At 67.7% G+C, this 25737-nt stretch carries 26 protein-coding genes; 13 read left to right on the forward strand and 13 right to left on the reverse strand.

Annotated features, from left to right (window positions below; genetic code table 11):
* The first annotated feature begins 74 nt into the window (after positions 1-74).
* The 5 genes from LF41_RS08950 to LF41_RS08970 are packed head-to-tail and all read left to right on the forward strand — an operon-like array spanning position 75 to position 4769.
* Positions 75-1058 carry a pyridoxal-phosphate dependent enzyme gene (locus LF41_RS08950; RefSeq protein WP_052116280.1) on the forward strand — a complete coding sequence of 328 codons (984 nt, stop codon included), beginning with the start codon at positions 75-77 and terminating at the stop codon, positions 1056-1058.
* Complete coding sequence (locus LF41_RS08955; protein ID WP_052116281.1) at positions 1055-1486, forward strand: ketosteroid isomerase-related protein; 432 nt, start codon at positions 1055-1057, stop codon at positions 1484-1486. Before LF41_RS08950 ends, LF41_RS08955 begins: the two co-directional genes overlap by 4 nt.
* Positions 1459-2958, forward strand: coding sequence for a glycosyltransferase family 39 protein (locus LF41_RS08960; RefSeq protein ID WP_237577697.1), 1500 nt, complete (start codon positions 1459-1461; stop codon positions 2956-2958). Before LF41_RS08955 ends, LF41_RS08960 begins: the two co-directional genes overlap by 28 nt.
* Positions 2959-3009: 51 nt before the next feature.
* Positions 3010-4053: a class 1 fructose-bisphosphatase gene (locus LF41_RS08965; RefSeq protein ID WP_036168711.1), complete on the forward strand. Its 1044-nt coding sequence runs from the start codon at positions 3010-3012 to the stop codon at positions 4051-4053.
* Positions 4050-4769, forward strand: a complete 720-nt coding sequence (locus LF41_RS08970; RefSeq protein ID WP_036168713.1) for a 2OG-Fe(II) oxygenase — start codon at positions 4050-4052, stop codon at positions 4767-4769. Before LF41_RS08965 ends, LF41_RS08970 begins: the two co-directional genes overlap by 4 nt.
* On the opposite strand, the gene LF41_RS08975 is transcribed toward LF41_RS08970, so the two are convergent.
* The 3 genes from LF41_RS08975 to LF41_RS08985 form a co-directional block, all read right to left on the reverse strand.
* Complete coding sequence (locus LF41_RS08975) at positions 4766-5164, reverse strand: response regulator (RefSeq protein ID WP_036168715.1); 399 nt, start codon at positions 5162-5164, stop codon at positions 4766-4768. The two genes, LF41_RS08970 and LF41_RS08975, sit on opposite strands and share 4 nt — an antisense overlap.
* A complete protein-coding gene (locus LF41_RS08980) occupies positions 5161-5886 on the reverse strand; it encodes a sensor histidine kinase (RefSeq protein ID WP_052116282.1) in 726 nt (241 codons plus the stop codon). The genes LF41_RS08975 and LF41_RS08980 overlap by 4 nt, the downstream gene beginning before the upstream one ends.
* Before the next feature lie 91 nt (positions 5887-5977).
* Entirely contained in the window at positions 5978-7081 is a 1104-nt protein-coding gene (locus LF41_RS08985) for a PA0069 family radical SAM protein (RefSeq protein ID WP_084073500.1), read from the reverse strand.
* A gap of 53 nt (positions 7082-7134) precedes the next feature.
* Here LF41_RS08985 and cls point away from each other — a divergent pair, with 53 nt between their 5' ends.
* The 3 genes from cls to LF41_RS09000 all read left to right on the forward strand — a co-directional run bounded on the left by cls (position 7135) and on the right by LF41_RS09000 (position 9725).
* Positions 7135-8568, forward strand: coding sequence for a cardiolipin synthase (cls, locus tag LF41_RS08990; RefSeq protein ID WP_036168717.1), 1434 nt, complete (start codon positions 7135-7137; stop codon positions 8566-8568).
* Between the two features lie 99 nt (positions 8569-8667).
* The gene (locus LF41_RS08995; protein WP_036168719.1) at positions 8668-8937 is read left to right on the forward strand and encodes a hypothetical protein; all 270 of its coding nucleotides are present in this window, start codon (positions 8668-8670) and stop codon (positions 8935-8937) included.
* 29 nt (positions 8938-8966) lie between these two features.
* Positions 8967-9725 carry a pyridoxine 5'-phosphate synthase gene (locus LF41_RS09000; protein WP_036168721.1) on the forward strand — a complete coding sequence of 253 codons (759 nt, stop codon included), beginning with the start codon at positions 8967-8969 and terminating at the stop codon, positions 9723-9725.
* 84 nt (positions 9726-9809) lie between these two features.
* Here LF41_RS09000 and LF41_RS09005 read toward each other — a convergent pair whose 3' ends face one another.
* From LF41_RS09005 to dnaA, 10 genes are all read right to left on the reverse strand, one after another.
* Entirely contained in the window at positions 9810-10229 is a 420-nt protein-coding gene (locus LF41_RS09005; RefSeq protein ID WP_036168723.1) for an ExbD/TolR family protein, read from the reverse strand.
* 20 nt (positions 10230-10249) lie between these two features.
* On the reverse strand, positions 10250-10672 hold the full coding sequence (locus tag LF41_RS09010; RefSeq protein ID WP_036168725.1) for an ExbD/TolR family protein: 423 nt from the start codon (positions 10670-10672) through the stop codon (positions 10250-10252).
* Positions 10673-10699: 27 nt separating this feature from the next.
* Positions 10700-11470: a MotA/TolQ/ExbB proton channel family protein gene (locus LF41_RS09015; protein ID WP_036168727.1), complete on the reverse strand. Its 771-nt coding sequence runs from the start codon at positions 11468-11470 to the stop codon at positions 10700-10702.
* A gap of 51 nt (positions 11471-11521) precedes the next feature.
* Entirely contained in the window at positions 11522-12175 is a 654-nt protein-coding gene (locus LF41_RS09020) for an energy transducer TonB family protein (protein WP_036168729.1), read from the reverse strand.
* A 150-nt stretch (positions 12176-12325) separates the two neighbouring features.
* Positions 12326-13453, reverse strand: coding sequence for a tetratricopeptide repeat protein (locus LF41_RS09025; RefSeq protein WP_052116283.1), 1128 nt, complete (start codon positions 13451-13453; stop codon positions 12326-12328).
* Between the two features lie 142 nt (positions 13454-13595).
* On the reverse strand, positions 13596-14417 hold the full coding sequence (locus tag LF41_RS09030) for a M48 family metallopeptidase (RefSeq protein WP_052116284.1): 822 nt from the start codon (positions 14415-14417) through the stop codon (positions 13596-13598).
* Positions 14418-14569: 152 nt separating this feature from the next.
* Positions 14570-17035 (reverse strand): DNA topoisomerase (ATP-hydrolyzing) subunit B, encoded by a 2466-nt coding sequence (gyrB, locus tag LF41_RS09035; RefSeq protein ID WP_036168731.1) that lies wholly within the window; start codon positions 17033-17035, stop codon positions 14570-14572.
* A 111-nt stretch (positions 17036-17146) separates the two neighbouring features.
* Positions 17147-18232 (reverse strand): DNA replication/repair protein RecF, encoded by a 1086-nt coding sequence (gene recF, locus LF41_RS09040; protein ID WP_036168733.1) that lies wholly within the window; start codon positions 18230-18232, stop codon positions 17147-17149.
* Between the two features lie 73 nt (positions 18233-18305).
* Positions 18306-19406 (reverse strand): DNA polymerase III subunit beta, encoded by a 1101-nt coding sequence (gene dnaN, locus LF41_RS09045; protein ID WP_036168735.1) that lies wholly within the window; start codon positions 19404-19406, stop codon positions 18306-18308.
* Between the two features lie 226 nt (positions 19407-19632).
* Positions 19633-20961 (reverse strand): chromosomal replication initiator protein DnaA, encoded by a 1329-nt coding sequence (gene dnaA / locus LF41_RS09050; protein ID WP_036168737.1) that lies wholly within the window; start codon positions 20959-20961, stop codon positions 19633-19635.
* A 219-nt stretch (positions 20962-21180) separates the two neighbouring features.
* On the opposite strand from dnaA, the gene rpmH reads away from it, so the two are divergent.
* The 5 genes from rpmH to LF41_RS09075 all read left to right on the forward strand — a co-directional run.
* Entirely contained in the window at positions 21181-21321 is a 141-nt protein-coding gene (gene rpmH / locus LF41_RS09055) for a 50S ribosomal protein L34 (RefSeq protein WP_036168739.1), read from the forward strand.
* Between the two features lie 59 nt (positions 21322-21380).
* Entirely contained in the window at positions 21381-21803 is a 423-nt protein-coding gene (gene rnpA, locus LF41_RS09060; RefSeq protein ID WP_084073502.1) for a ribonuclease P protein component, read from the forward strand.
* Between the two features lie 52 nt (positions 21804-21855).
* Positions 21856-23577: a membrane protein insertase YidC gene (gene yidC / locus LF41_RS09065; protein WP_036168743.1), complete on the forward strand. Its 1722-nt coding sequence runs from the start codon at positions 21856-21858 to the stop codon at positions 23575-23577.
* Complete coding sequence (gene mnmE, locus LF41_RS09070) at positions 23574-24914, forward strand: tRNA uridine-5-carboxymethylaminomethyl(34) synthesis GTPase MnmE (RefSeq protein WP_036168813.1); 1341 nt, start codon at positions 23574-23576, stop codon at positions 24912-24914. Before yidC ends, mnmE begins: the two co-directional genes overlap by 4 nt.
* Before the next feature lie 118 nt (positions 24915-25032).
* A partial coding sequence (locus LF41_RS09075; protein WP_052116285.1) for a hypothetical protein occupies positions 25033-25737 on the forward strand: 705 nt, incomplete at its 3' end.

The raw sequence follows: 25737 nt of genomic DNA on the forward strand, positions 1-25737 counted from the left end.
TTGAATTGCCGCTTAATTCTCCTGGACGTCCGTTGTACTCGCTGAACCGTTCGCGCAGCGTTTAGCATGCCGGCATGAATCCGCCCGCCCAGGTCCTGCCGACGTTCGGCGACGTGCTCGCCGCCGCCGCGCGCATCGCGCCCCACGCCCACGCAACCCCCGTCCTGCGTTCGCGCGCCATCGATGCGCTGGTCGGCGCGTCCGTCTCCTTCAAGGCCGAGCATCTGCAGCGTGCCGGCGCGTTCAAGTTCCGCGGCGCGTGCAACGCGGTGTGGTCGATGACCGACGAACAGGCCGCGCGCGGCGTGGTCACGCATTCCTCCGGCAACCACGGCGCGGCGCTCGCGCTCGCATCGCGCACGCGCGGCATCGCCTGCCACGTGGTCGTGCCCGACGGCGCGGTGAAATCCAAGCTCGCCGCCATCGAAGCCTACGGCGCGACGCTGCACCACTGCGCCGCCAACATCGCAGCGCGCGAAGCCGCATGCGCCGACGTGCAGCGCGATACGGGCGCGATGCTCGTGCATCCGTACACCGACGCGCGCGTGATCGCCGGCCAGGGCACGGCCGCGCTCGAGCTGATGAACCAGTGCGACGGCGCGCTCGATGCGGTGATCGTGCCGGTCGGCGGTGGCGGCCTGGCGTCGGGCACCGCACTCGCGGTCGCGGCGATGCTGCCGGGCGCGCGCGTGTTCCTCGCCGAACCGGCGGGCGCGGCGGAGACCGCCGCATCGCTGGCGCAGGGCGAGCGGGTCACGCAATTCGTGCCCGACACGATCTGCGACGGCCTGCGCGGCACGCTCGGCGAGCCGAACTTCGCGTTGTTGCGCGCGCACGACGTGGAGACGCTGGTCGTCGACGACGCCGACACCGTCGAGGCGATGCGCCTGGCGTGGTCGCGCATGAAGCAGGTGATCGAGCCCTCGTCGGCCACGGTGCTCGCCGCCCTGTTGCGCCATCGCGACCGCTTCGCGGGCCTGCGCGTCGGCGCCATCCTCTCGGGCGGCAACGTGGACCTCGACGATATCGCAGCGCTGTTCGCGAAAGGCCGCGCATGACCGCCGCCGACGCGACGCCGCATGCGCGCGCGCTCGCCACGCTGCGCGCGTATTACGACGCGCTCGATCGCCACGATCCGGACGCCGCGGTCGCGCTGCTCACCGATGACGTCGTGCACGATCTCAACCAGGGCCCGCGCGAAGTCGGCAAGGCGGCGTTCCGCGAGTTCCTCCAGCGCATGGAGTTCTGCTACCGCGAACGCCTGTCGGAAATCCGGCTGCTGTGTTCTGCCGATGGCGTGCACGGCGCCGCCGAATATGTCGTCGACGGCGAGTACGTCGCCGACGACATCGGCATGCCGCCCGCGCAGAACCAGAAATACCGAATGCCGGGCGCCGCGTTCTTCGGCCTCCGGGAGGGTCGCATCTGCCGGGTGAGCGACCACTACAATCTGCAGGAATGGTTCTCGCAGATCGCACGGGGCTGATGGACATCCTGCGCAAGCCGGCGTTCTACGTCGCACTCATCGCGGTCTGCCTGTCGCTGCTGATGCTGGGGCATCGCGGCACCTGGGACCCCGACGAAGGCCGTTACACGAACGTCGGGCTCAACATGCTCGACAGCGGCGACTGGCTGAATCCGAAGCGCAACGAAGAGATCGGACACTGGACCAAACCGCCGATGACGTACTGGGCCATCGGCGCCAGCGTCGCGATGTTCGGCACCAATCCATGGGCCGCGCGCTTGCCCTCGGCGCTGTCGTACCTGTTGTGCGTGTGGCTCGTGTGGCGCATGGCCCGGCGGCTCGCACCGGGCAGCGAAGCGACGGCCGCGCTTGCCTTCGCGACGATGCTGGTGCCCATCGGCGCGGCGCAATACATCACGACCGACTTCCTGCTCACCGCCTTCTCGACGTTCGCGATGCACGGGTTCGTGCAGGCGCGATTCGGCGACACGCATCGGCGTTGGTGGATCGCGACGCTGTGGATCGGTTTCGGCCTGGCGTTCCTGACGAAGGGGCCGCCGACGTTGCTGCCGCTGCTCGGCGTCGTGGCCTTCGATCTGTTGTCGCCGGGCGCGCAGCGGCCGCGCGTGTTCGGTTGGTCCGCGCTGTTGTTCCCGGTCGTCGCGTTGCCTTGGTACCTCGCGGTCGTGCGCGAAAATCCGGGCCTGCTCGAGCACTTCCTCGGCAGCGAAGTCATCGCGCGCGTGGCGAGCGACGATTTCGCGCGCCACGGCGAGTGGTACGGCTTCCTCGTCGTGTACGTGCCGACGTTGTTGCTCGGCACGCTGCCCTGGACGCCGGCGCTGTTGCGCTGGTGCAGGACGTTGCCCGCGACGGTGCGCGGTTGGCGCACGCCGACGCAACGCGCGGCCGATGCGCCGGGGTTGTTGCTCGCCCTGTGGATCGCGCTGCCGCTGCTGGTGTTCTGCCTGGCGCGCTCGCGCATGCCGCTGTACCTGTTGCCCCTGTTCGCGCCGCTCGCGTTGCTCGTCGGGTTGCAGCGCCTGCGCGAAGGCCGCGCGTCGGTCCGATGGGCATGGATCGCGGCGTGGGTGGCGATCGTGCTCGCGTTGCAGCTTGGGCTCGGGTTCTGGCGCACGCACAAGGACGCGTCGGTGTGGGCGGACGAGATCCGTCGGCGCGCCGGCGGGCAGCCCGTGCACGAAGTGGTGTTCGTCGAGGACATGACGCGTTACGGGCTGCACCTGGAGCTCGGCCTGTCGACGCACATCGAGAAGATCGCGCTGTATCCGGTGCCGCAGTCGAAGTTCGACCGTGTCTACGACGAGCTGCTGGAACAGGAGCTCGACGAACATGAGGCCGGGGCGATCTGGATCTGCAAGGCCGGGACGTTCCCGCAGGTGCTCGCCCGGGTCCGCGCCGCGGGTCATGAGGCTTCCCCGCTGGGGGCGCCGTGGCAGGGGCGGACGTTCTTCCGCGTGTCCCGCCGCTGACGCCGGGTGGGCGACAATACGCGTCTTCCCGCCGCCGATCCCCGCCCCGCCATGTCCGAGTTCGACAAGTCCGGCTCCATCTCCCTGACCCGCCACCTGATCGAAGAAGAGCGCGCCGGCCACATCGGCGCGGACCTGCGATTGCTGATCGAAGTCGTCGCACGCGCGTGCAAGTCGATCTCCGTGTCCGTCGGCAAGGGCGCGCTCGGTGGCGTGCTCGGCGAGGCGGGCAGCGGCAACATCCAGGGCGAGGCGCAGAAGAAGCTCGACGTCATCGCCAACGACGTACTGCTCGAAGCCAACGCCTGGGGCGGGCATCTCGCCGCGTGCGCGTCGGAGGAAATGGACCACTGCCAGCCGATCCCCGATGTGTATCCGCGCGGCAACTACCTGTTGCTGTTCGATCCCCTCGACGGCAGCAGCAACATCGACGTCAACGTGTCGGTCGGCACCATCTTCTCCGTGTTGCGCTGCCCCGAGGGCGTCACGCATCCGGACGATTCGCACTTCCTGCAACCGGGCACGACGCAGGTCGCCGCCGGTTACTGCATCTACGGGCCGAGCACGATGCTCGTGCTGTCGATCGGCCAGGGCACGCATGCCTTCACGCTCGATCGCGAGATGGGGTCGTTCGTGCTGACCACGCGCGGCATGACCGTGCCGGCGTCGACGAAGGAATTCGCGATCAACATGTCGAACCAGCGCCACTGGGAAACGCCGATGCAGGACTACGTGCGCGACCTGCTCGCCGGCGAAACCGGCCCGCGCGGCAAGAATTTCAACATGCGCTGGATCGCCAGCATGGTGGCTGACGTGCATCGCATCCTCACTCGCGGCGGCGTCTTCATCTATCCGTGGGACAAGAAGGACCCGTCGAAGGCCGGCAAGCTGCGCCTGATGTACGAAGCCAATCCGATGAGCTATCTCGTCGAGCAGGCCGGCGGCGCGGCGACGAACGGCCGCACGCGCATCCTCGACTTGGCCCCCACGCAATTGCACCAGCGCGTGCCGGTGTTCCTCGGCTCGCGCGACGAAGTGGCGAAGGCGACGGAATACCATCTCGCGCACGACGCACAGGCGCAGACCGCGGCGTGACCGACGCAGACGCGAACGACGCGCCGCCCGACTTCATCGAAGTCGTTCCAGGCGCGCTGGATGCGCGGACGTGCGCTTCGATCGTCGCGCGCATGCAAGGCAGCGATGCATTGCAGCCCGGCCGCGTCGGCGGTGGCGTGTTTCCGGAACTGAAGGACAGCCGCGACCTGGGCATCGGCGGGCGTGCGGGATGGGAGGACATCGACCAGCGCCTGCATTCGGTGGTGTTCGCCGGGCTGCTCGCTTACCTGCGCAAGTATCCGCAGGCCATCGTGGCGCCGTTGATGATGCAGGTCGCCGCGGACGATGGTTCGCCCCGCAGGCTCACCGCGGAGGATATCGCCGCGATGGACGACGCAGCGCTCGGCGCGCTCGCGGCCGCCTCGCTACGCCCGGGGCTGACGAACCTGCAGTGGTACACCGCCGACAGCGGCGGTTATCCGTATTGGCACTGCGAGTTGTATCCGCGCGATCCGCAATGCGAGACGCTGCATCGCCATCTGTTGTGGACGCTGTATCTCAACGACGGATTCGAGGCCGGGCAGACCGAGTTCCTCTTCCAGCGCCGCAGCATCGCGCCGCGCACGGGCGACCTGCTGATCGCGCCGACGGCGTTCACGCATACGCATCGCGGCAATCGCCCGCGTGGCGGCGACAAGTTCATCGCGACCGGCTGGATCCTCTTCCAGCGCGCCGAAACGCTGTTCCGGCGTTAGTCCGCGAGCCAGCGCGCGCGCAGCTGGCGGACGTCGTCGATGAAGCGCACGAAGTCGACGGGTTTCTGCAGGTAGCTGTCGGCGCCGCACGCGTAGGTGGCATCGATGTCGTTCGGCTCGCCGCTGCTGCTCAACGCAACGACCGGCAGGTGGCGCATCGCCGGATCGGCGCGGATCGCCTGCACGACTTCGCGGCCGTCGAGCTTCGGCAGGTTGAGGTCGAGTAATACGAGCGCGGGCAGGCCGTCGCGATGCGCCTGCAGCCAGTCCAGCGCGATCGCGCCGTCGCGGGCGACAACCAGGGGATGGTCGATGCCGGCCTGCGCGAACGCCAGGCGCGTGAGCTCGATGTCGTCGGCGTTGTCTTCGATCAGCAGCACCGGCGCCAGGCTCATCGCGCCTCCGGTGCGTGCGGGAGGTGGAGGCTCGCGACCGCGCCCTGCCCTTCCCGGCCCGTGATCCGCAGCGTGCCGCCGTGCCGTTGTGCGATGCGGCGCGCGATGGCCAGGCCCAGGCCGCTGCCGTCGGGATGCGTGTCGGCGTGCAACCGCTGGAACGGTTCGCCCAGTCGCGCTGCACGGGCCGGATCGAAACCGGCGCCTGCATCGCGCACGTGCAACGTCGTGCCAAGCGCGTCGGTGTCCGCGTCAATGCCGATGCGGACCGGGCGATCCTCGGGCGTGTAGAGCCACGCGTTGTGCACGAGTTCGGCGACGGCGGTTTTGACCAGGCGCTCGTCGGCATGCGCGCGCAGGTTCGGCGCGATCTCCACGTGCGCCTCGCGTTGCGGATGCGCATCGCGCAGTTCGGCGATGCACCAGTCGGCAAGCAGCGTGAGGTCGATGTCGTCCGCGTGCAGCGGTGCGCCGCCGACCTGGAGATACGCCTGCAGGCGCGTGACCAGGCGGCCCATGCGCGCGCTCGCGTCGCGGATGCGTTGGAGATGGTCGCGGCCGGTGTCGTCGAGGTCCTGCGCGCAGCGTTGTTCGAGAAGGTAGGCGAAGCTGTCGATGGCGCGCAGCGGCGCGCGCATGTCGTGCGACAGGCCGAGCGCGAGCACGGCGTGATCGTGGCGCAGCGCGGTGCATTCGGCGAGCAGGGCGTCGATGTCGTGCACGGTGGGGGACCAGCGGCGACGTTGGCCCGAGTGTACGCAACCGCGCCGGGGCGTGCGCTTTCACCGCGCGGGGAGTTTCAGCGCGGTTCGGTCAGAACAGCTCCGCCTGCGGGGAAGGTTTGCGCGGGGCCACGAAACGGCTCGCGTCCTGGGGCGGCAAGCGCCCGAAGCCCAGGCGCGCATGCGCCTTGTCGAAGCGCATCTTCAGCAATTGCGCGAATGGCCCTTCGCCACGCATGCGCGTCCCGAATCGGCTGTCGTAATCCTTCCCGCCGCGCATCTGGTTGATCAGGCTCATCACGTGTTTCGCGCGATCCGGATAGTGCAGCTCCAGCCACTCGCGCCAGATGTCCTTCAGCTCATGCGGCAAGCGCAGCAGCGTGTAGCCGGCCGAGCGCGCGCCATGGTCCTTCGCCGCTTCCAGGATGTGTTCGAGCTCGTGGTCGGTGATCATCGGGATCACGGGCGCGACCATCACGCCGACCGGCACGCCGGCCTCGGCGAGCGTGCGCATTGCGCGCAATTTTCCGTGCGGCGCGGTCGCGCGCGGTTCCATGCGCGTGGCCAGGCGGTTGTCGAGCGTGGTGATCGAGAAGTGCACGCTGACGAGGTTGTCCTGCGCCATGCGCGACAGCAGATCGACGTCGCGTTCGATGCCGCCGCCCTTGGTGACGAAGCTCACCGGGTGCCTGGTTTCCGCCAGCACCTCGAGGATCTCGCGCGTGATGCGGTAGCGCTTCTCGATCGGCTGGTAGGCATCGGTGTTGATGCCGAGCATCAACGGTTCGGGGACATAGCCGGGCTTGGCGAGTTCTTCCCGCAAGCGTTCGACCGCGTTGGTCTTCGCGTACAGGCGCGTTTCGAAATCCAGGCCCGGCGAGAGGTCGAGGTAGGCGTGCGAGGGACGCGCGAAGCAGTAGACGCAACCGTGCTCGCAGCCGCGATACGGATTGAGCGAGAGGTTGAAGCCGACGTCGGGCGATTGGTTGCGCGTCAGGATGCTGCGCGCGCGCTCCTCGGTGACATGCGTCTGCAGCGGTGCGGGCGTGTCGTCGCTGCCGTCCGCGCTCGTGTCGTAAACCGAACCCCAACCGTCGTCTTCGCCGTGGCGCACGGTCTTCTCGTACCGCCCCGTGATTTTCGAGGCGGCGCCACGGCCCTTGATCGGTGCGGTTGCCTTGCGCGCGTCTTCCACGCGCCTAGGTTACGCTCCGCCGTCGCACGGCGTGCTACGGAACCTGAACTCCGATGGTCGAAGCCTTCCAGGATGCGTGGCACCGCGTGGCGGACATCCATGACGTCAGGTTCTGGATGACGCTGCTCTACGTGGCCTACGTCCTGGGCCTGGGCGGCTGGATCGTGTTGCAGAAGCGCGAGCCGGTGGCCACGGTGAGCTGGCTGCTCGGGCTGGCGCTGCTGCCCTACGTCGGCTTCATCGTCTATCACTACCTCGGGCCGCAGCGCATCACGCGGCATCGCATCCGGCGCGCGCGCAGCAAGGCGCCGAGCCTGCCGCCGTCGGCCGCCGACGATCCGATCGCGCGCGAGCTCTCGCGCCTGGGGCTTGCGACGACGAGCCTGCCTCCGAGCACCGCGCGCGACGTGCGGATGCTCGTCGACGGGCACGCGAAATACACCGCGTTGCTGGCCGACATCGCGCAGGCCCGCGATTCGATCGACATCGAGTACTACATCTTCCTCGCGGACACGACCGGCACCGCAGTGCGCGACGCGCTCATCGAGCGGGCGCGCGCCGGCGTGCGCATCCGTCTGCTGGTGGATGCGGTCGGCTCGTCGAAGACGCCGCGCAAATTCTTCGCGCCCCTGGTGGCTGCCGGTGGCGCGGTGGCGTGGTTCCACCCCATGCGCTTCGGCCGCGTGTGGCGTCGGCCGTGGCTGAACCTGCGCACGCACCGGAAGATCGCGGTCATCGACGGGCACATCGCCTACACCGGCGGCATCAACGTCACGGACGAAGAGGACGAGTCCCTGCGGCCCGATGCGTATCGCGACCTGCACCTGCGCCTGGAAGGCCGCATCGCGCGCTCGCTGCAGGTGCTGTTCGTCGAGGATTGGGCGTACGCCACCGGGCACGCGCCGGTGTTGCCGCCCGCGCCGGAGGAGACCGAGCCGGGGTCTTACGCGGTGCAGGCGGTCGCGTCGGGCCCGGATTCGGATTGGGAGGCGATCCACCGCATGTTCGTGGCGGCCATCCACTCGGCGCAGCGGCGCGTGTGGTTGACCACGCCCTACTTCGTGCCCGGGGAAGCGGCGCTGATGGCGCTGACCTCGGCGGCGCTGGGCGGGCTCGACGTGCGTCTGCTGGTGCCGAAGGTCAGCGACTCGATGATCGTGACGCTTGCCGCACGGTCGTACTTCGACCAGCTGCTCGCCGCCGGCGTGCGCGTCTACGAATACGGGCCGCGCATGTTGCACAGCAAGGCATTGCTGGTCGACGACCATGTCGTGAGCATCGGCAGCGCGAACTTCGACTACCGCAGCTTCCGGCTCAATTTCGAGGTCGCGCTGGTGTTCCACGACGCACGCCTGGCCAGCGAGCTGGAGCGGGTGATCGAGGGCGACCTGGCGCATTCGCCACGCGTGCGCGAGGACCGGCCGCGTCCGCTGTGGACGGTGCGGCTGCCCGAAGCCGTCGCGCGATTGCTCTCTCCCCTGCTCTGATTCGCGCGAACGTGCGCGCCGTCCCGCCCGGCGGGATTGTCGGCGGCGGGGATCGTCGTACACTCGAGCGCAGCCGGAGCGGACCCGCGGGAGTCGACGATGCATTGGTTGTTGTTGGGACTGGCGGTCGCCGCGTTCGCGGTGGCGTTCAACACCACGGCCACGTGGCTGATGGCGCTATGCCTGATCTTCGCCCTGCTGTTCCTGCTGGGCTGGATCCTGGGCCTGTATTCGGCGCGGGCCGGCGCGCGTTCGCGCGACGAGACCGCGATGATCGATCCGGTCGAGTTGCGCCGCCTGCGCGAGCAGGCAGAAGCCCGCAAGCTCGCCGCGCAGCAGCAGCAATCCGGCGAGCCGCCGGTGGCGTGAGCCCGCATCACGCGCGGTAAGCTGCGCGCATGGCCACCGTCCTCAGCGTCAACGTCAACAAGATCGCGGTGCTGCGCAACTCGCGCGGTGGCACCGAACCGGATGTCGTGCAGGCCGCGAGCGCCTGCCTCGATGCCGGCGCGCACGGCATCACCGTGCATCCGCGTCCCGATGCGCGCCACGTGCGCGCCGAAGACGTGTATGCGCTGTCCGTGCTGACGCGTTCGCGCGGCGTCGAGTTCAATCTCGAAGGCAATCCTTTCGCCCCGCCGCGCGCCGGCTATCCGGGGTTCGCGGCGCTGTGCGCGGAAACGCGCCCCGCGCAGGCGACGCTGGTGCCGGATTCGGATGCGCAGATCACGTCGGACCACGGATTCGATTTCATGGGCGATCTCGGCTCGTTGCGCGAGCGCATCGCGGAGTTGCGCGAACTGGGTTGCCGCGTGAGTTTGTTCGTCGATGCAGGGTGCCCGGTGATCGAGCGCGCCGCCGACGTTGGTGCCCAACGCATCGAGTTGTACACGGGGCCGTATGCCGAAGCGTTCGCGCGCGGCGATTGCGCCGATGCCGTGGCTGCCTGCGCGGAGACTGCGCGTCGTGCGCAAGCGGCCGGCCTGGGCGTCAACGCGGGGCATGACTTGAGCGAAGCGAACTTGCCGACGTTCCTGCGCGGCGTGCCCGATGTGCTGGAGGTGTCGATCGGACACGCGCTCATCGGAGATGCGTTGTATCGCGGGCTCGATGCGACGGTGAAGCGGTATCTCGAAGCGATCGCGCACGGCGGCTGATCGCATCACCGGCACCGCACAAAAAAAGACGCCGCCCGGAGGCGGCGTCGACAGAAGCGTCGTGCTGGATATTCGTGTGTTGCGTCAGCCCTGCGGCTGCACGAAACCGATCTTGATCATGCCGGCGTTCTTCGCGCTGGCGAGGACCTTGGCCAGCACGCCGTAATCGGCGTCCGGGCTGGTGTCGATTTCGAGCTGGGGCTGGTTGGTCGGATCGCGCTGGACCTCGACTTCCATCAGGCTCTTGAGCGCCGTGACCGGCTGCGGCGACTCGTTCCAGTAGACCTGGCCCGAGGCGTCGATGCGGAGCTTGATCGGCTCCGGCGGTTCCTTGGTCTGCGGCGGCGGGTTGAGCGACTTCTGCGGCAGGTCGATGTCGATCGGATAGGAGAGGGTCGGCGCCGTCACCATGAAGATGATGAGGAGCACCAGCATCACGTCGACGAGCGGCGTGACGTTGATGTCGGCCATCGGGCCGCTACCGCCACCGGAACTGAAAGCCATTGTTCTGTTCTCCTAAGGGCTCAGGGCCGTTCTTTCTCGGCCACGAAGCCGACCTTGCGCATGCCCTGGTTCTGGGCGACCTGCACCACCTGCTGGACGACGCGGTACTTCGTCGTCCGATCGCCGCGCACGTTGATCGCGGGCTGCGGCGTCTTCTGTGCCTCGACCGAGAGACGGCTCTCGATCTGGTCCTTGGTGATGGGCTGGTCGTTCCAGTACAGGTTGCCGGCGTCGCTCACCGTGATCGTGATCGGCTGCACCGTGATGGGCGTTTCCTTGATCACGTCGAGGTTCGCCTGCGGCAGCTCCACCTTCACCTTGTGGGACATGAGCGGCGCCGTGATCATGAAGATGATCAGCAGCACCAACATGACGTCGACGAGCGGCGTCACGTTGATTTCGGCCATCGGGCCGCCGCTTTCGTTACCGGAACTGAAGGCCATGGGGGAACTCCGTCAAGTCTCGAGCGCTTAGCGCTTGGCCGGCACTTCGCCGACGCGCGCGCCGGTGGCGAAGAAGTCGTGCAGGTCGTGCGCGAAGGTGTCGAACTTGCTGTTCGTGACGCGGTTGAGGCGGACGAAGAAGTTGTACGCCAGCACCGCCGGGATCGCGACGAACAGACCGACCGCCGTCATGATCAGCGCTTCACCGACCGGGCCGGCAACCGCGTCGATCGACGCCTGGCCGGTGGCACCGATCTTGATCAGCGCGCCGTAGATGCCCCACACGGTGCCGAGCAGGCCGACGAACGGCGCGGTCGAACCGACGGTGGCGAGCACGGTCAGGCCGTTCTCGAGGCGCGAGGATTCGCGCGTCACGCCCTGGCGCAGCGCACGGTCGACGAACTCGGAGCGGTTCAGCGACTCGACGAGGCGCGAGCCTTCGTGCCGCTGGTGGTGCGCGGCGGCCTGCGCGGCGTCGAGCGCGATCTTGGAGAACGGCTCGGACTTGTTCTGCTCTTCCATGAAGCGGATCGCGTCCTGCGCGTTCGGGGTTTCCCAGAACGTGGAGACGACGCGGTCGGCGCTGCCGCGGATGCGGACGTTCTTGATCAGGTTGATCACGATCCAGTACCACGACATCGCGGACATGATCACGAGGGTGGCGGCGACGACGAGCTGGACGACGTAGTCGCCCGGGTTGCTCAGCATTTCGCGCGCCAGGTGGTCGACGCCCATCTGCTTGAGCGCGTCGGCGTTGCTTCCGGTCGCGGCAACGGCGTTGGTGGTTTCCTGCAGCATGACGCTTACCTTCTGTCTGGAAAGAATGGAGTACTTAAGGGAAGAAAAAAGTTATTGCTTGAGTTCCAGCGGCAAGATGCCCGAACCCGGCTGACCGGGGCACATCTTGATGCGACGCGCCCAGCTCTGGGCGGCGCGGTCCACGTTGCGATCGCGGCTGGACTGCGCGACCGAGACATCGGTGACCGAGCCATCCGCCGTATACGTCAGCTGCAGGCGCATCGAACCCGTGATGCGGGCGCGACCGACGGCGCTGGCGAGCGGACCTTGCGGCGGCATGACGCACACGCTGGCACGGAGGTCGTTCGGATCGCGTGCCGGACCCTGCGGTGCGGCCGGCGGCGCCGGCGGGGCCGGCGGCGGTGCGGCGACGTCGACCGGCGAGGGCTCGTCGAAAACGACCGGCGGCTCTTCCGGCGGCGGCGGCAGCGGGCTCGGCTTCGGCACGGTCTGCGGCTTCAGCACGATCTGCTTGGGCGGTTCCGGCGGCGGCGGCGGCGGCGGCGGCGGCGGCGGCGGCGGCTTGATGAAGTTGACCAGGGTCACTTCTTCTTCTTCCGCCTGCGTACCCGGGGGGGCCACCGGCATGAGCAGCAGCATCAGCGCCGCGACATGCAAGGCGATCACGAAAGAAATACCGACGATGCGAGGCCAGTTCAGGGACTGGCGTTCGTGGCTGTCGGGATGCGGCAGTGTTTCCGTCATGCGCAAGGCTCTGGGGTCAGGGCCCGACGCCTTTTACGCGCCGGATTGCAATGCTGGCCGCTTACGAAGCTGAAGCGGCCGCGGGAATTTCCAAGCATATATCAATTCCGCAGCGGATCACCAATGCCGCGGGCTCGGGATGTGATGCCGTCAGTCGGCGAGGATTTCCTTCGCTTCCTGCGGCTTCTTGAGGCCCTTGTCGAGGGCCTTCTGGGCAGCGGCCTTTGCATCGGCCGTCTTGCCCTGCGCACGCAGGATCTTCGCCTGGTTGAGGTAGGCCTCGCCGTCCTTCGCCATGGGCGCGGCCTTGCCGTAGAAGTTGAGCGCGTCGGCGTCGCTGCCGTTGTAGTAGGCGTTCTGGCCGAGCAGCGAGTACGCGGTGGCGAGGTCCGGGCCTTCCTTGAGGATGCCCTTCGCCGCGCCGTCCTCGATCACCTTCTGCGCATCCTTGAAACGCTCTGCGTTGAGGTAGTTCGAGTAGAGCACCTGCAGCTGCTTGGCTTCGGTCAGCATGCCCTTGTTGTAACCCTCTTCGAGCAGCTTGGTCGCCTTGGCATCGTCGCCGGAGGCCTGGTAGGCCGACACGGCGTTGAGCAGCGCCTTCTTGTCGTTGGGGTTCTTCGCGAGCTGGTCCTCGAACGTCTTCGCCGCTTCGCCGCCACGGCCGGTGTTGGCGAGCAACTGCGCGCGCAACTGCTGGTACTCCGGCTTTTCGGACTTGGTTTCGGCGAGGAACTTGTCGAGCAGCGCGAGGGCTTCCTCGTTCTTGCCCGCGGTGTAGTACGTCGCGACGAGGTTGTACATCGCGGTGTAGTGGTTGTTGTTGTCCAGGCCGTTGGCGTCGATGGCCTTCTTGAAGTACTCCGCGGACTTGGCTTCATCCTGCAGCGCCGAGGCCGACGCACCGGCGAGCTGGTAGGCGAAGGACTGCTCGTACGCGTTGAGGCCGCTGCCGGCGGCGAACGCTTCCGCCTTCGCCATCGCACCCGCGTAGTCCTCGTCGGTGTAGAGCTTCTGGATGTCCTGCAACGACTTGAGGTTCTTGCCCTTCGCTTCGTCCTTCGGCTCCACGCGCGTGGCGCCCGGCCACATCGCTTCTTCCTTCGCGGCCTGCTTCGAATCCTTTTCCTTGCCCAGTTCCTTCATGCGCTTGGCGCGCTGGTCGCGCATCGAGCCGGACTCGGCTTGCTGCTGGGCGAAGGCCGGTGCGACCGCGGCGACGGAGACGATGGTGCACAGTGCGAGGACGAGCGGACGGAGCTTGGGGGACGCGTTCATCGGAGGAGCCTCGAAAGGGATCGGCAGATGGTGGGGCGTGATGCCCGGGGGGCGGTCACGCTAGCAGAAAGGAAGTGACGTGGAGCAGGGAGCCAATGTCCGATTGTCGGCTGGTTCACCGGCACCAATTGTTCGCAATGCGTTATCCGCAGGCAGGTCTCCGTCCCGCGGCGCGCGCCTGGTCGTAGACCGGCACGAGCGATGCGGCGCGTTGCTGCAGTTCGCGGATGCGGCTTTCCGGATTGGGATGCGTGGAGAGCCATTGCGGCGGGCGGCCGCTGTTCTGCGTGGCGCTGATCATGTTGGTCCACAACTGCACCGCGCCGCGCGGATCGAAGCCGGCCTGCGCCATCAGTTGCTGGCCGACGACGTCGGCTTCCGATTCCTGTTCGCGCGAACCCGGCAGCAGGAAACCGGTTTGCGCGAGCACGCTGCCGCCCTGCACGGCCGCGCTTTGCGCGCCCGCACCATAGCGCGAACCCAGCAGTGCGCCGAGCAGTTCGACGGCACCCTGCGCGCCCATCTGCCGCGTGATGCGCTCCTCGTGATGGCGTGAGATCACGTGCCCGATTTCATGCGCGATGACGCCGGCGAGTTCGTCCTGCGTGTTCGCGACGCGGAAGATGCCGGAATACACGCCGACCTTGCCACCGGGTAGCGCGAACGCGTTGGGTTCGTTGTCGACGAACACCGCGGTTTCCCAACCGGTTTGCCAGCTCGGCGGCAGCTGGCGCGTGATCGCGCCGACGATGCATTGCACCTCGCGCGTCTGCCGCGCGTCGGTGCTGATCTTCTTCTGCTGCTTCACCTCGGCGAAGGCTTGCGCGCCGAGTTGGTTGAGTTCCTGTTGCGACACGCCGCCCACGACCTGCTTGCGGCCGGTCGGCGAAGTCGTCGTGGCGCAGCTGGCAACAATCGCCGCGATGGCACAGGCCAGGGCGGCGGAACGAAGGCGTGGGGGCATGGGCGTGATTTTCCCGAATTCAGGTTCGCTACCCGTATAGGGCAGAAGTCCTGAATTCGGTGTCAAACCGTGAGGTACGTCACATCCGGCGTTGAATGGCCGGTCAGCTTCGGCGGGCACGGGGCCCGCCGAAGGGTGCGCCGTGCGCGAAATCAGACGTCGAGGTTGGCGACCTTGAGCGCGTTGTCCTCGATGAACTCGCGACGCGGTTCCACGACGTCGCCCATGAGCGTCGAGAAGATCTGGTCGGCGGCGACCGCATCCTCGATGCGCACCTGGAGCAGGCGGCGGGTCTCCGGGTTCACCGTGGTTTCCCACAGCTGCTCGGGGTTCATTTCGCCCAAGCCCTTGAAGCGCTGGATCTGGCGGCCCTTCTTTGCTTCGTCCATCAGCCATGCATGCGCGTCGGCGAAGCGCGCGATCGGCTGTGCACGGTTACCGCGCACGATCTGCGCGCCTTCGCGCACCAGGCCGTGCAGCAACTGCGCCGCTTCGCGCACCGCGCGCAGCTCGCCGGTTTCGAACGCGGAGATCGGCAGGATCTGCACGATGTCCTCGCCCATGTGCGCGCGATGCACCGCGATCGCCGCGGGGCGCGATTCGGTGGCCGCGTGCAACTCGAGGCGATATCGCGGCTTGCCGAGGCCGCCGAGGTTGAGGCGTTTTTCGAGCTCGTCGAAGTGCCGTGCCGTCGCCTCGTTGGCGTGCGATGCATCCAGCGGGATGAAGTCGACCAACGCTTCGAGCAGCGCCGGATCGTAGCGATGCGCGTTGCGCGCGATGGCGTCGCGCGCGGAGGCGAATGCGAGCAGGAGCTTCTCGAGGTTGACGCTTTCGATCGGCGGTTCGCCGTCCGCGGGGATCAGCGTCGCACCTTCCACGGCGTTGTTGGCCAGGTAGGCGTCGAGCGCCGCGTCGTCCTTCAGGTACAGCTCGTTCTTGCCCTGCTTGATCTTGTACAGCGGCGGCAGGCCGATGTAGATGTGCCCGCGCTCGATGAGCTCCGGCATCTGCCGGTAGAAGAACGTCAGCAGCAGCGTGCGGATGTGCGAGCCGTCCACGTCGGCGTCGGTCATCAGGATGATGCGGTGGTAGCGCAGCTTGTCCGGGTTGTATTCGTCCTTGCCGATGCCCGTGCCGAGTGCGGTGATCAGCGTGCCCACTTCCGCGCTGCCGAGCATGCGGTCGAAGCGCGCGCGTTCCACGTTGAGGATCTTGCCCTTCAGCGGGAGGATCGCCTGCGTCTTGCGGTTGCGGCCCTGCTTCGCGGAACCACCTGCCGAGTCACCCTCGACGATGAACAGCTCGGACTTCGCCGGGTCCTTTTCCTGGCAGTCGGCGAGCTTGCCCGGCAGGCCGGCGATATCCAGCGCGCCCTTGCGGCGCGTCAGGTCGCGGGCCTTGCGCGCGGCTTCGCGGGCGCGGGCGGCGTCGACGATCTTGGAGGCGATGGCGCGGGCCTCGTTGGGGTGTTCCTGCAGGAACTCCTCCAAACGTGCACCGAACGTGTTCTCAACGACCGGCCTGACCTCGGACGAGACGAGCTTTTCCTTGGTCTGGGAGGAGAAGCTCGGGTCGGGCACCTTCACCGAGAGCACGGCGATCATGCCTTCGCGCATGTCGTCGCCCGACAGCGTGATCTTCGCCTGCTTGGCGATGCCGTTCTGTTCGATGTAGTTCGACAGCGTGCGCGTCAGCGCGGCACGGAAGCCGATGAGATGCGTGCCGCCATCCTTCTGCGGGATGTTGTTGGTGAAGCAGAACATCGTTTCCTGGTAGGCGTCGGTCCATTGCAGGGCGACGTCGACCGTGATGCCGTTCATTTCGCCGGAGACCGAAATGACGTTCGGATGCAACGGGGTCTTGAGCTGCGCCAGGTGTTCGACGAACGAGCGGATGCCGCCTTCGTACTGGAAGACATCGCGCTTTCCCTCACTGCCGTCTTCGTGCACGCGCAGGTCGGTCAGCGTGATGCGCACGCCGGAGTTGAGGAACGACAACTCGCGCAGGCGCTTGGCCAGGATGTCGTAGTGGAATTCGACGTCGGTGAAGATTTCCTTCGCCGGCTTGAAGCGCAGGAGCGTGCCGCGCTTGCCCGACGCATCGAGCTGCTTGAGCGGATAGAGGGATTCGCCGAGCGAATACTCCTGCTGGTAGTGGTGGCCGTCGCGCCAGATGTCGAGCCACAGGTGCTCGGACAGCGCGTTGACGACCGACACGCCGACGCCGTGCAGGCCGCCCGACACCTTGTAGCTGTTGTCGTCGAACTTGCCGCCCGCGTGGAGCACGGTGAGGATCACTTCCGCGGCGGAAATGCCCTCTTCCTTGTGGATGTCCACCGGGATGCCGCGGCCGTTGTCGCCGACGGAGACCGAGCCGTCCTCGTGCAGCGTCACGGTGACTTCGTTCGCGTGGCCGGCGAGGGCTTCGTCGATCGAGTTGTCGACCACCTCGAAGACCATGTGGTGCAGGCCCGTGCCGTCGTGCACGTCGCCGATGTACATGCCGGGGCGCTTGCGGACGGCCTCGAGGCCGCGCAGGACGGTGATCTTGCTGGAGTCGTACGTGCTGTTCTGGACGTTGGGCTGTTCGCCCGCGACGTGTTCTTGCTGCGACATGCGGCTAGGGGCTCCCGCGACGCGTCGTGCGCGTCGAGACACATTAGCTATGGATGCGCGAAGTGTAGCAAACGCACGCCCTCGCCGGCCGCTGCGGCAGGCTCAGCGCGATTACGCTTCAGTGCGCAGCCGGCCTTCTTCGACATGCACATGGACCAGTCGGCCCGCGTGCGCCAGCAACGCGTCCGGTGCGTCGGTGCCGGTGACGAAGACCTGGGCGCCGGTGGCCACAAGATCGTCGACGACGCGCGCCTGGTGGGCGCGATCGAGTTCGGACGCCAGATCGTCGAGCGCGATGACGGGCCATTCGCCCGCCAATCCCGCGTGGAGCCGTGCCTGCGAGAGCAGCAACGCGAGTGCGGTGAGCTTGGCCTGGCCGCGCGAGAGAGCGTCGCGTCCCGGAATCCCGGTGAACCCGATGCGGAAATCCGCGCGATGCGGGCCGACGCTGGTGAATCCCGTGGCCAGATCGCGCTGACGGGCGAGGAGGAGGGCGTCGGCAAGGCTGAGTTCGTCCCGGCGCCAGCCGGATTGGAGCGACAGTTGACCGACGCCGAGGGCGGGCGCGAGCGTGGCGGCTTCGGCGGCGAGTTTCGGCTGCCATTGGGCAAGGTAGGTCTCGCGGCTACGGGTGATGGCCTCGCCGCTTTCGGACAGTTCGTGTTCCCACACATCGAGCTCGGCAGTACGGCCGCCCGCCTTGAGCAGGGCGTTGCGTTGCTTCAGGGCCCGGGCATAGCGTCGCCACACGCGCAGGAAGTCCGGTTCCACGTGGAACAGACCCCAATCGAGCAGCCGTCGACGGGTTTCTGCACCCCCCATGACCAGATCGTGGCTGCCGGGCTCGAAGGTCACCACCGCCAAGGCGGCACAAAGCTCGCCAAGGTGGCCGACATCCGCCCCATCCAGGCGGCCCTGCCAACTTTGGCCGGCGTGGCGAAGCCCGGCCTTGCGAAGACGGCCGCTGGCTTCCTGCCATTCCACGAAGATCTCGAGGGCAGCGGCGCCTTGGCGGATGAGTCCGTCGCGGACCCGTCCGCGGAAACTCCGCCCGTACGCCATCAGGTGCATGGCTTCGAGGACGGAGGTCTTGCCCGCGCCATTGGGGCCTGTCAGGAGGTTGAGGGCCTCGCCAGGGGCCAGGGACACGGCCTCGAACCGTCGCAGGCCCGCGATCTCGATCCGCGTGATCCGCATCAATTCGCCCCAAAGCAGAACGCCCGGACCAGGCCGGGCGTTCGCTCGCGTTCCACGTGGAACCGGAGTTCGGTCACAGGCGGAGCGGCATCACCACGTGGCGGCACTTCTCGCTGCCGGCTTCGCGGACGAGGGCGGACGAGTTCGCATCGCGCAGCTGCAGGATGACGTGTTCGTCGCGCAAGGCGGAGAGGGCGTCCAGCAGGTAGTTCACGTTGAAGCCGATCGCCAGGCCGTCGACGCGCGTGTCGGCTTCGATCTCTTCCTGCGCTTCTTCCTGCTCCGGGTTGTGCGCATTGATCTTGAGCTGGCCCGGGGAAACCTCGACGCGCACACCGCGGTACTTCTCGTTCGACAGGATCGCCGCGCGCTGCAGTGCGGCACGCAGGACTTCGCGGTCGACCTTGACCTCGCGGTCCGCGCCGATCGGGATCACGGCTTCGTAATCGGGGAAGCGGCCGTCGATGAGCTTGCTGGTGAAGGTCACATCGTCGCGCTTGACGCGGATGTGGTTGCGGCCGACTTCGAGTTCGAGCTCGCGGTCGCCGCCTTCCAGCAGGCGCTGCAGCTCCTGCACGCCCTTGCGCGGCACGATGATCTGGCGCTTGGCCTGCGCACCGGCATCCAGCGGGGATTCGCACAGCGCCAGTCGGTGGCCGTCGGTGGCCACGCAGCGCAGCACCTTGTCCCGCAGGTCGAACAGCAGGCCGTTGAGGTAATACCGCACGTCCTGCTGCGCCATCGCGAACGCGGTGCGCTCGATCAGTTCCTTCAGGCCGGCTTCCGGCACGCGCACGCGCTCGGTGGCTTCGACCTCATCGACCGACGGGAAATCGTTGGCCGGCAGGCTCGCCAGCGTGAAGCGGCTGCGCCCAGCCGACACGGTGATCTTGTCGCCCGACTGCGAGACCGTGACCTTGCTGCCATCGGGCAGGGCACGGACGATCTCGAACAGCTTGCGCGCCGGGATCGTCGTCTCTCCGTCCTGGGCATCGTCGACGGCATGCCGCGCGACCATTTCCACTTCAAGGTCCGTGCCCGTCAGCGAGAGCTGTCCATCGCGCACCTGCACCAGCAGGTTGGCGAGGACGGGGAGGGTCTGGCGGCGTTCGACGACATTGACGACTTGCGCCAACGGCTTCAGGAAGACTTCGCGTTGCAGGCTGAAACGCATGCGGTCTGGTTCCCCGGGTCCAAGCTCTGGAAGGATGGATAAATCAAAAGAGTGGTGGTGCTTGGTGTCGCGAAAATCTGGGTGTTGCGGGCCTAACTATTTGAATCTGCGACGTTTATTGACGTGAGCAAAGCGTGTACAAACCCGCCTGCGCCGCTGGGAGAAGTTGTGGATAACAATTCGGCCCCCCATCCGGGTGCTGCCTTATCCACAGCTTGCCCCGCACTCATTCACTGAGTTTGCGGATCAGCTTGTCCCAGTCTTCCCGCAACTTGCCGTCGGTTTCCATCAGCGTCCGGATCTGGCGGCACGCGTGCAGCACGGTCGTGTGGTCACGGCCGGCGAACGCATCGCCGATCTCGGGCAGGCTGTGTTCGGTGAGCTCCTTGGCCAGCGCCATCGCCACCTGGCGCGGCCGGGCCAGCGAACGCGTCCGCCGTTTCGACAGCAAATCCTTGACCTGCAAGCCGTAATAGTCTGCCACGGTCTTCTGGATGTTGGGGATGCCGATCGCCTGCTGCTGCGCGCGCAACAGATCGCGCAAGGTTTCCTGCGCGAACTCCGGCGTGATCGCCCGCCCGGTGAAGTTGGCGCGTGCCGAGAGCGTGTTGAGCGCGCCCTCGAGGTCGCGCACGTTCGACCGCATCTTCTTGGCGATCAGGAACGCCACGTCCTCCGGCAAGCTTGCGCCGCGCTCGCGCGCCTTCGACAGCACGATCTGCGCGCGCGTCTCGAAATCCGGCGGCTCGATGGCGACCGAGAGGCCCCACGCCAGGCGCGATTTCAGCCGCGGCTCCAGGCCTTCGACTTCGCGCGGATACCGGTCGCACGTCAGGATGATCTGCTGCTTGCCGTCGAACAGCGCATTGAAGGTGTGGAAGAACTCCTCCTGCGTGCGGTCCTTGCCGGCGAAGAACTGGATGTCGTCGATCAGCAGCGCATCCACCTGCTGGAACTGCCGCTTGAAGGCATCCATCGTCTTGTCCTGCAGCGCTTTCATCATCGCGCTGAAGAATTGTTCGCTGCGCAGGTACATCACGCGCACCGACGGATTGATCTCGCGCATCGCGTTGCCGGCGGCGAACATCAGGTGCGTCTTGCCCAGCCCCGTGCCGCCGTACAGCAGCAACGGGTTGTGCGCGCGATCGCCCGGCTTCTGCGCGGCCTGCAGCGCGGCGGCGCGGCCCAGCTGGTTGCTGCGGCCTTCGACGAAATTGTCGAAGGTGTAATGCGTATCGAGGTTGCCCTGGAACGGTTCGACCGCCGCCATGCGCGCGGGCGCAGCGGCCATGGATGCCGGGGCCGGCGGCGGATCGCGCCGCAGCGCACCGATCTCCAGGCTCACGCCGGCCTCGTTGCCGGCGTAGTGCGCGACGAGCTCGCGGATGCGGCCGAGATAACGGGACCGCACCTCCTCCATCACGAAGGCGTTGGGCGCGTAGAGCACCAGGCCGTCGTCGCGCAAGCGCGCCTGCAAGGGCTTGAGCCAGGTATGGACGTCTTCGGCCGGGTATTCGGCTTCCAGACGCTCGAGACAGCGGGGCCAGGCTTCCATCGCGCGTTACGGTGTCCGTCGACAAGCCAGCACGCGCACGGGAAACACCCCGGGCGGCGCTGTGGATAAGTGGGAGAAAGGCAGACTACCACCGGCATCGGGATGCGCCAACGAAAAAGCCGTCCTGGTCTCCGATTGCGCCTTGAGTTGACCGATCCCGCATCGGACCGCTAGACTTTCCCGTTCTTTTCCGCCGCAACACGCACGCGAGCTGCATCCATGGCCACCAAGCGCACCTACCAGCCCAGCAACCTGAAGCGCAAGCGCGACCACGGCTTCCGTGCCCGCATGAAGACCGCCGACGGCCGCAAGGTCCTCGCCCTTCGTCGCGCCAAGGGTCGTCGTCGCCTGACGGTCTGACCCGCACGGCCTTCCTGGCCGCGCCGATCGATCGCGCGACACATCCCACGCCAGTCCCCATGGACGCCGGCCTGCCACGCAGCGCCCGTGTCCGACAGCGGGCCGAGTTCGACCGTGTCTTCGCAGACGGTCGGCGCAACGCAGATCCCCTCATGAGCCTGCACTGGCTGCGCGGCGACACGCCCGCGCGCCTGGGGTTGGCCGTCTCGCGCAAGGTCGATCCGCGCGCCGTCGGCCGCAACCGCATCAAGCGCGTGCTGCGCGCCGAGTTCCGCACATTGCGCCTGCAGCTTCCCGCCGGCGATTACGTGTTCGTCCTGCGCGCCGCCGCCCGCACCAGCGATGGCCCCGCATTGCGCGCCGCGATGCATTCGCTCTTCCGTCGCGCCGGCGCATTGCCGCCGGTTGCGTTGCCCGTCACGGCAGCGGACGGCACAATGCCCGCCGCTTGTCCGCCGGGCGATCCGCCCCCATCCCCCTGACTTCCCGCGCCGCGGCCATCGCCGCCTGCGCACTGCCGCCCGAGCCCTTCGAATGAACCAGACCCGCGTCTTCCTCCTGTTCGCCTGGATCGCAGCGGCGACACTGCTCTTCATGCAGTGGAACAAGGAGCAGACCGCAGCGCTCCAGCAGCAACAGGCCGCCGTGCCGACGCAGGCAGCCGCTTCGAACGGCGCCGTGCCCGGCGCGGTTCCCACCGCACCGTCCGGCACCGTTGCAGGCGTCCCCGCGGCGCCCGCGCAGGCCGGCGTGCCGCAGGTGAGCAACGCCACCGCGCAGAACAGCGCAGCGGTCACCGTCACGACCGACACGCTCCGCGTGGTGCTCGACGGCGGCAACGTGCGCCACGCCGAGCTCCTGAAATTCCCGAACGAAGCCAAGTCCACCGACGGCGTCAACGTCACGCTCTTCGACGCCGACCCCGCGCGCTTCTACGAAGCGCAGAGCGGTTGGGTGAGCAGCACGGGCGCCGCACCGAGCCACCTCGCCCAATTCGTGCCGGAAGGCAACGCGCGCAACGTGACGCTCGCCGACAAACAGGACGCGATCGCCGTTCCCTTCACGTGGACCGGGGACAACGGCGTGACGATCCGTCGCACGTACACGTTCCCGCGCGGCGGTTACGCGATCGCCGTGCGCGATGAAGTCGTCAACCACGGCAACGCGAACTGGCAGGGCTACGTATATCGCCAGCTCGTGCGCAACCCGCCGCCGCAGAAGACCGGTTACACCAATCCGGAAGCCTTCGCCTTCCACGGCGCCACCTGGTACACGCCGGGCGACAAGTACGAGCGCCGCAAGTACGACGACTTCGTCGACGACGGCACGCTCGACAAGGACGCCACCGGCGGTTGGATCGCATTGCTGCAGCACTACTTCTTCAGCGCGTGGATCCCGGGCGACCAGGACAAGTCGAAGTTCACGCTCAGCACCACGCAGGACAACGGCGTGACGCATTACGTCGTGCGCGCGCTCGGCCCCGGCGTCAACGTCGCGCCCGGCCAGAAAGCCGAAACCAACGCGCGCCTGTGGGTCGGCCCGAAGCTGGTGAGCGCCATCGAAGCGCAGAACGTGCCGGGCCTCACCCGCGCGGTCGACTTCTCGCGCTTCTCGATCATGGCCACGCTCGCCGGCTGGCTGTTCTTCGTGCTCTCGGCGATCCACTCGGTCGTCGGCAACTGGGGCTGGTCGATCATCGGCCTGGTGATCCTGGTGCGCGCGTTGTTGTTTCCCATCGCAGCCAAGCAGTTCGATTCGATGGCGAAGATGCGCAAATTGCAGCCGCGCATGCAGCAGCTGAAGGAACGTTACGGCGACGACCGCCAGAAGCTGCAGATGGCGACGATGGAGTTGTACAAGAAGGAAAAGGTGAACCCGGCGACGGGCTGCCTGCCGCTGCTGATCCAGATGCCGATCTTCCTCGCGCTCTACTGGATGCTGTCCGAATCCGTCGAACTGCGCCACGCGCCGTGGGCACTGTGGATCGACAACCTCTCCGCGCGCGACCCGTACTTCGTGTTGCCGGTCATCAACGTCGCGATCATGTGGGCCACGCAGCGACTTGCGCCCACTGCGGGCATGGATCCGACGCAGCAGAAGATGATGCAGCTGATGCCGATCGTCATCGGCGTCACGATGATCTTCTTCCCGGCCGGCCTGGTGCTGTACTGGGTCACCAATGGTGCGCTGGGCCTGCTGCAGCAGTGGTGGATGCTGCGACGCGACGCCGCGCGTTCGGTTCCCGCGAAGGCGTGACCGACCACGACACCGACACCATCGTCGCCATCGCCACCGCGCCCGGCGCCGGTGGCGTCGGGATGGTGCGGTTGTCGGGTCCGCGCAGCCGAGCGATCGCGGAAGGCTTGTGCGGGTGCGCGCTCGTGCCGCGGCACGCGCACTACGTGCGCATCCGCGCCAACGACACGTTGCTCGATGACGGCATCGCGCTGTACTTCGCGGCGCCGGCGAGCTTCACCGGCGAACACGTCGTCGAATTGCAGGCGCACGGCAGCCCCGTGGTGTTGCAGCAGATCGTCGCCGCGTGCCGCGCGCTCGGTGCGCGCGACGCGAGGCCGGGCGAGTTCTCCGAACGCGCGTTCCTCAATGGCAAGCTCGATCTCGCGCAGGCCGAAGCGGTCGCCGACCTCATCGCCGCCGCCGACACGCGCGCCGCGCGCGCCGCGCGCCGTGCGCTCGATGGCGTGTTCTCGGAACGCGTCGATGCTGTCGCCACCGAGCTGCTGCATCTGCGCGTGCATGTCGAAGCGGCGATCGATTTCGCCGACGAATCACTGGACACGCTCGGCGGCGAACAAGTACGCGCAGGCCTCGACCGCGCCGCGACGCACATCGCCCAATTGCTCGCCGACGCCGAGCGCGGCCGCAAGTTGCGCGATGGACTGCACGCGGTGATCGTCGGCCCGCCGAACGCCGGCAAAAGCTCGCTCCTCAACGCGCTCGCCGGCAGCGAACGCGCCATCGTCACCGACATCGCCGGCACGACGCGCGACCTGCTGCACGAAACCGTGCGCCTGGACGGCGCGGAACTCACGCTCGTCGACACCGCCGGCCTGCGCGAAGGCGGCGACGCGATCGAACGCGAAGGCATGCGGCGCGCACGCGAGGAGCTGCGGCGCGCGGACCTGGCGATCGTCGTGCTCGACGCACGCGACCCCGCCAGCGGGCGCGCCGCCGTCGCCGAGGCCATCGCGGATGTCCCGCGACGCCTGTGGATCCACAACAAGGCCGACCTGCTCGACGCACCGCCCTTGATGGCCGACGACACCGTCCACGTCTCCGCCCGCACCGGCCAGGGGCTCGACACCCTCCATGCCCAGTTGCGCCGCCTGTCCGGTGCCGAGGCAGCGGATGCGGCCGAAGGGACCTTCACGGCCCGCGCCCGCCATGTCGACGCCCTGGCGCGCGCGGCGCTCCACGTGGACGATGCCCGCGGCCAAGTCGCCCACGAGGCCCTGGACCTGGCCGCCGAATCCCTCCGTGCGGCCCACGAGGCGCTCGGCGAGATCACCGGGCGGGTCGCCCCCGACGCCCTCCTCGGCCACATCTTCAGCAGCTTCTGCATCGGCAAATAACGCGGATGGCCTGTTAAGCGTGCGATTTCCGTCACGGGGCCTTGACAATCGGCCGCCTCTGTCGCGTCCTTAGCAGTACGTGCCCGCCACGGCGCACAGACAGGGGAGTGGTTCCGTTATGTACGCAAGTTCCAAGTCGCAACCGCGCGTGACGCGGATGCATCTTTTCGTGCTGGTCGCGATGGGTGTCGCCCTCGCCGCCTGCAACAAGTCCGAAGGCCCGGAGACCGCGGGGACGGCCACCAGCGCCACGGCCGCCGCGGCCGCCAAGCCGGTCGCCGCCGTCTCCGAAGCCGTCGCCGCGATGAGCGCCGACCAGCTGCGTGAGTCGGCCAGCGCTGCGCTGCGCGAGCAGCGCCTCTATGCACCGGCCGGCAACAACGCGATGGAGTACTACCTCGCGCTGCGCGACAAGGCGCCGAGCGATCCGGCGGTTGCCAGTGCGCTGACCGACCTGATGCCCTACGCGCTCATCGCCACCGAGCAGAGCATCCAGCGCGAAGACTTCGCCGAATCCCAGCGCCTCTACGCGCTGATGGAAAAGACCGACGCCTCCGCGCCGGCCCTGCCGCGCCTGAAGCAGACCATCGCCCAGCAACAGCAGGCCGTCGCCGCGCGCGCCGAGCAGGACAAGGTCAAGACCGAGGAAGACGCCAAGCGCCAGGCCGAACTCGAGAAGACGCGACTGGCGCAGCAGCAGGCCGCCCAGCAGCAGGCCGCGCAGCAGCTCGCCGCGCAACAGGCCGCGCAGCAGGAAGCGGACAAGAAGGCCGCCGCCGACCGCGAAGCCGCCGCCGCCCGCGAAGCCGCGCAGCAGCGCGCC

The organism is Lysobacter dokdonensis DS-58 (assembly GCF_000770795.1).
GTDB lineage: Bacteria > Pseudomonadota > Gammaproteobacteria > Xanthomonadales > Xanthomonadaceae > Noviluteimonas > Noviluteimonas dokdonensis.

Excerpts from the sequence above, each read along its gene's own strand:
- LF41_RS09025 (WP_052116283.1), bottom strand. The coding sequence starts at position 13,453 with ATGAACGCGTCCCCCAAGCTCCGTCCGCTCGTCCTCGCACTGTGCACC.
- LF41_RS08950 (WP_052116280.1), top strand. The coding sequence starts at position 75 with ATGAATCCGCCCGCCCAGGTCCTGCCGACGTTCGGCGACGTGCTCGCC.
- LF41_RS08975 (WP_036168715.1), bottom strand. The coding sequence starts at position 5,164 with ATGAGCCTGGCGCCGGTGCTGCTGATCGAAGACAACGCCGACGACATC.
- LF41_RS08965 (WP_036168711.1), top strand. The coding sequence starts at position 3,010 with ATGTCCGAGTTCGACAAGTCCGGCTCCATCTCCCTGACCCGCCACCTG.
- LF41_RS09020 (WP_036168729.1), bottom strand. The coding sequence starts at position 12,175 with ATGACGGAAACACTGCCGCATCCCGACAGCCACGAACGCCAGTCCCTG.
- LF41_RS09005 (WP_036168723.1), bottom strand. The coding sequence starts at position 10,229 with ATGGCTTTCAGTTCCGGTGGCGGTAGCGGCCCGATGGCCGACATCAAC.
- gyrB (WP_036168731.1), bottom strand. The coding sequence starts at position 17,035 with ATGTCGCAGCAAGAACACGTCGCGGGCGAACAGCCCAACGTCCAGAAC.
- LF41_RS09000 (WP_036168721.1), top strand. The coding sequence starts at position 8,967 with ATGGCCACCGTCCTCAGCGTCAACGTCAACAAGATCGCGGTGCTGCGC.
- yidC (WP_036168743.1), top strand. The coding sequence starts at position 21,856 with ATGAACCAGACCCGCGTCTTCCTCCTGTTCGCCTGGATCGCAGCGGCG.
- LF41_RS09010 (WP_036168725.1), bottom strand. The coding sequence starts at position 10,672 with ATGGCCTTCAGTTCCGGTAACGAAAGCGGCGGCCCGATGGCCGAAATC.
- recF (WP_036168733.1), bottom strand. The coding sequence starts at position 18,232 with ATGCGGATCACGCGGATCGAGATCGCGGGCCTGCGACGGTTCGAGGCC.
- LF41_RS08995 (WP_036168719.1), top strand. The coding sequence starts at position 8,668 with ATGCATTGGTTGTTGTTGGGACTGGCGGTCGCCGCGTTCGCGGTGGCG.
- LF41_RS08960 (WP_237577697.1), top strand. The coding sequence starts at position 1,459 with ATGGTTCTCGCAGATCGCACGGGGCTGATGGACATCCTGCGCAAGCCG.
- dnaA (WP_036168737.1), bottom strand. The coding sequence starts at position 20,961 with ATGGAAGCCTGGCCCCGCTGTCTCGAGCGTCTGGAAGCCGAATACCCG.
- rnpA (WP_084073502.1), top strand. The coding sequence starts at position 21,381 with ATGGACGCCGGCCTGCCACGCAGCGCCCGTGTCCGACAGCGGGCCGAG.
- rpmH (WP_036168739.1), top strand. The coding sequence starts at position 21,181 with ATGGCCACCAAGCGCACCTACCAGCCCAGCAACCTGAAGCGCAAGCGC.
- LF41_RS09030 (WP_052116284.1), bottom strand. The coding sequence starts at position 14,417 with ATGCCCCCACGCCTTCGTTCCGCCGCCCTGGCCTGTGCCATCGCGGCG.
- LF41_RS08955 (WP_052116281.1), top strand. The coding sequence starts at position 1,055 with ATGACCGCCGCCGACGCGACGCCGCATGCGCGCGCGCTCGCCACGCTG.
- LF41_RS09015 (WP_036168727.1), bottom strand. The coding sequence starts at position 11,470 with ATGCTGCAGGAAACCACCAACGCCGTTGCCGCGACCGGAAGCAACGCC.
- dnaN (WP_036168735.1), bottom strand. The coding sequence starts at position 19,406 with ATGCGTTTCAGCCTGCAACGCGAAGTCTTCCTGAAGCCGTTGGCGCAA.
- cls (WP_036168717.1), top strand. The coding sequence starts at position 7,135 with ATGGTCGAAGCCTTCCAGGATGCGTGGCACCGCGTGGCGGACATCCAT.